This is a genomic window from Robinsoniella sp. RHS (assembly GCF_001029355.1).
Taxonomy (GTDB): domain Bacteria; phylum Bacillota; class Clostridia; order Lachnospirales; family Lachnospiraceae; genus Robinsoniella; species Robinsoniella peoriensis.
This window is the reverse complement of the sequence record NZ_JNGB01000198.1, coordinates 1-3,743: the sequence shown is the minus strand read 5'-3', so window position 1 is coordinate 3,743 and position 3,743 is coordinate 1. Positions and strand designations below refer to the sequence as shown.

At 43.4% G+C, this 3,743-nt stretch carries 4 protein-coding genes; all 4 read right to left on the bottom strand.

Features of this window, described 5'->3' with window-relative positions:
- On the bottom strand, positions 1-302 hold a 302-nt coding region (locus RHS_RS28205; protein WP_047835064.1), incomplete at its 3' end, for a hypothetical protein.
- A gap of 11 nt (positions 303-313) precedes the next feature.
- Positions 314-1,747, bottom strand: coding sequence for an MBOAT family protein (locus RHS_RS28200; RefSeq protein WP_044297469.1), 1,434 nt, complete (start codon positions 1,745-1,747; stop codon positions 314-316).
- Positions 1,748-1,783: 36 nt separating this feature from the next.
- A complete protein-coding gene (locus RHS_RS28195) occupies positions 1,784-2,569 on the bottom strand; it encodes an ABC transporter permease (protein WP_044297468.1) in 786 nt (261 codons plus the stop codon).
- A gap of 18 nt (positions 2,570-2,587) precedes the next feature.
- Positions 2,588-3,676 carry an ABC transporter substrate-binding protein gene (locus RHS_RS28190; protein ID WP_047835063.1) on the bottom strand — a complete coding sequence of 363 codons (1,089 nt, stop codon included), beginning with the start codon at positions 3,674-3,676 and terminating at the stop codon, positions 2,588-2,590.
- Positions 3,677-3,743: the final 67 nt, after the last annotated feature.

Below are 3,743 nucleotides of genomic sequence, written 5' to 3'. Positions count from 1 at the left end.
GAAAACATATTGTAATAACGGTATCCGTCAATCTCACTCATTTTTTCCGCAAGATAGGTTCCCGCCTTGGAACCGCCTATGATATACCCATCGTATTGGTCCTGATAGTTTTTTACATGCTCCGCTTTAAAGAACCTGCTGTAACTATTGTCATTCACTTCAATCGTACCAAGGGCATCATAATCGCCTCCCCGAAATGCAAAATATCCAAAGGGATCTACAAAATAATTCATTCCGCAGATAAATCCAAATACCGCTAACACAAATACCAGGAATCCGACTGCCCATTTTTTATACTTCATTCGCTGTCCTCCTAAAACTGAAAGTACAGGAACTGTACTACCTGATTCATTTTACAGATACAAATCGCAAGCAGCGTCCCTGCATATAAGAAATGCAAAGCATTCGGCTTAAATCTCTCCGCCATTGTCCTTGTGGTTGGCGCAAACCAGCAGATCAGAAGCCCAACTACGGTAATCAGTCCCACCGTCTGGTGATCCGCCACAAAATGGGAGATCTCCTGCCATACCTGGGAAGCTCCCAGATCTATCAGCGCTTTAAAGTCAAACATTCCTTTATATACCACCCAGGTATCATGCATATTCGATGCCACGAATATAACCCTTGTAAGTACGATAAAGAAAAAGGTTATGATAACACCGATCAGGTATGGCGGTTCTTTTTTGTGATAGCTCTGATATGCGCCAATACAAACCAGGACACCATTCATGAGTCCCCAGATTATGAAATTCCATCCTGCCCCATGCCAGATACCCGACACTAAGAAGGTCACCATGGTAGCTATGTAATAATTCCGCCATTTTACGCCTTTGCGGAATACATTCTTAAATACGTATCCCCCAAGAAATCGTGAAAGCGTCATGTGCTGCCTCTGCCAGTATACCTTGAAATTACTTGCCCGAAATGGTGCATTGAAATTCTCCGGCAGCTTTATGTTGAAAAACAGTCCCAGTCCGATAGCCATATCTGTATAGCCGGACAAGTCAAAATAGTAGGATACGGAATATTCTATGGTATAAAACCAGGATTCCCACATGGTTACCGAGTCTTTGATTGAGCTGTAAAAATCTGCTGCACTGTTGTTGAGCGGATCTGCCAGCAGCATTTTCTTACCACAGCCGATGGCGAAGATAAACACGCCCAGGGCAATATTGCGGTAGTTTAGTTTCATATTCTCGTCATTTTCAAACTGCGGTGTAATTTCTTTGTGGTGTACAATCGGTCCTACAATCAACTGCGGGAAAAATGTTATGAATAACAGATATTCCAAAACGCCGTATTCTTTTGTCTCTCCCCGATAGGAGTCAACCAGAAATGCAATTAACTGGAATGTGAAAAAGGAAATACCAATCGGCAGCGCTATCCGTTTCAGTAAAAAGTCTGTGCCTGCTATCTGATTGATATTTTCTATAAAAAAATCATAATATTTGTAATACCCAAGTAACGCAACATTTCCCAGTACACCTGCGAGCATAAGAATCTTACGCTCTAACCTGTATTTGTCTTTTTGCATTCTGCAAAGAGTAGTTCCTACAATATAGTTTGCAAAGACACTTCCCAAAAAGAACGGAAAGAAATCCGAACTTCCCTGTGCATAAAAATACATGGATGCTAGAACCATCCATACTTTAGACAGGTAATAGTAATGGAAGCGATTCAGTATGCCATACACAATCGCCACTACCGGCAGGAATACCAGTATAAATTGATAAGATGAAAAAATCATATAATTCCTCCAGCGCCGCATCTTCTGCGGCTTATTTTACTGCCATTTTTTCCATTGATTCGTTCGGCTTTCAAGAAACCGGAACAATACTTCTTCCATGAGCATCATAATAATGCCAAGGCTGATAATCGTGATGATCGTAACGGACGTATTTGCCGTATTTCGCCCCACGCTTAATACGTAGCCGAGACCTTTTGGCACGCCTACCATTTCAGCTGCTATCACTACCCTCCAGGCAAATCCCAGCCCCAGCTTAAACCCTGAAACAATATAGGGGATAATACTAGGGATGATACAATATTTTACAACCTGCCAGGTATTTGCCTCCATAATACTGAGAACATCATAGAGCTTCTTGTCTACGTTCAGAACCCCCTGGAGGGAATTTACAATAATCGGAGACAACGACCCCATTACTATGATAAAGATCGCTGCATTGTTTCCAAGTCCAAACCACAAGATTGCCAGTGGAACCCACGCAACACCCGGTATCGGAGAAAAAAAACGAACCAGAGGGTAAATAAAATTCCGGACATTTTCGCTGATGCCCATGATGATTCCAAGGGGCAGTCCGATTGCAGCTGCAATTCCGAACCCAATCAGGACCCGCTGCATACTGACCCAGATATTACTGAGCAGATATCCGCTTTTTATCATGTCCGCAAATTCTGCCGCCACCTCATTTGGCATAGGCAGAAGCAGCTTTGCGGTATCCGGATCCAGTTTCCCAAACAGCCCCGTTTTTGAAGCAATGCTCCATATAATGATTACTACAATGATGGTTATACAACCCTGTAAAAACGGTTTTGCTTTATATTTCATAAGACTTTACAAACCTCTCTATTTTTTCTCGTAAAAAATTTCTGATTTATCCGGCACTTTGTCAATATATCCAAGATCAGCTGCCCACTGTAAAGTCTCCAGGGTAGCTGCCTGATCTATGTCAAATGTATAGTCAATACGTTCACGGGCATTCTGGATTGTTGTTTCGTCCATATCCAGAACCTTTGCCAGTACTGCATTGGCTCCCGGGTCTGTATTGATATAGTCAACTGTCTTCTTGTAAATATCCAGGAACTTGTCCAGATCTTCCGGTCGGTTATCAATGAAATCCTGGTTAGCCGCCACTACATTAACAGGATAAAACGCGTTACTTCCGGTCTCTTCCTTAATTTCTTTTGCTGTGTCATAGAGAACTGTAATGTCTTCATAATCTTTCTCAGCCTGGGCAGCAAATGGCTCCCAGGTAATCATTGCATCCACTTCCTTCGTAACCATCAGAACTGTTGCCATATCAGCCGGCTTCATACCCGGAATCAGGGTAACATCCATATCCGGGTCAAGACCTGCATCCCCCAGAATTTTACTTCTTAATAATGCATCAGTCACAGTAGCGATATTTGGCTCGGCTATTGTCTTTCCTTTTAAATCTTCAACCGATGTAATTCCCGTATCTTTTCTGGTCATTAGTACATGGCCGCCACCATTGGCAGAAGCAACTACCTTCATGTCGATACCTTTTGAAATCCAGGTAGCAACTGGTATGACACCGGACAGTGCAACATCCAGTTCTCCTGCTGCAAATGCTTCCATCAGAGCAGAACCATCCGCAAACTGGGTTACTTCGATAGAGATATCGCTTCCTTCGAACAACCCGTTCTCCTGTGCAACGAAAGGAGTTGCCGTCCCCAGTGCCAATATGGAGCCAACCCGTATTACATTGTCACCGCCTGCTGCTTCACTGCTGCCCTGGGTATCCTGTTCCGTATCTTTGTCTGATACTTCCTGTGACGTGCTGTCACTGGCAGCATCTTCTGCCGTCATTCCTGCTGTCTCTGCGGATGTTGCTGCTGTCTCCCCTGCTCCGCATCCACATACAAAAATTGCTGCTACCGCTGCCATTCCTACTAATTTCTTCCACTTTCTCATTCCTTTACCCCTTGTCCTTTCTTAAACATCTCCACTAATTTTAAACGCTGGATTTTCCCATTTCCTC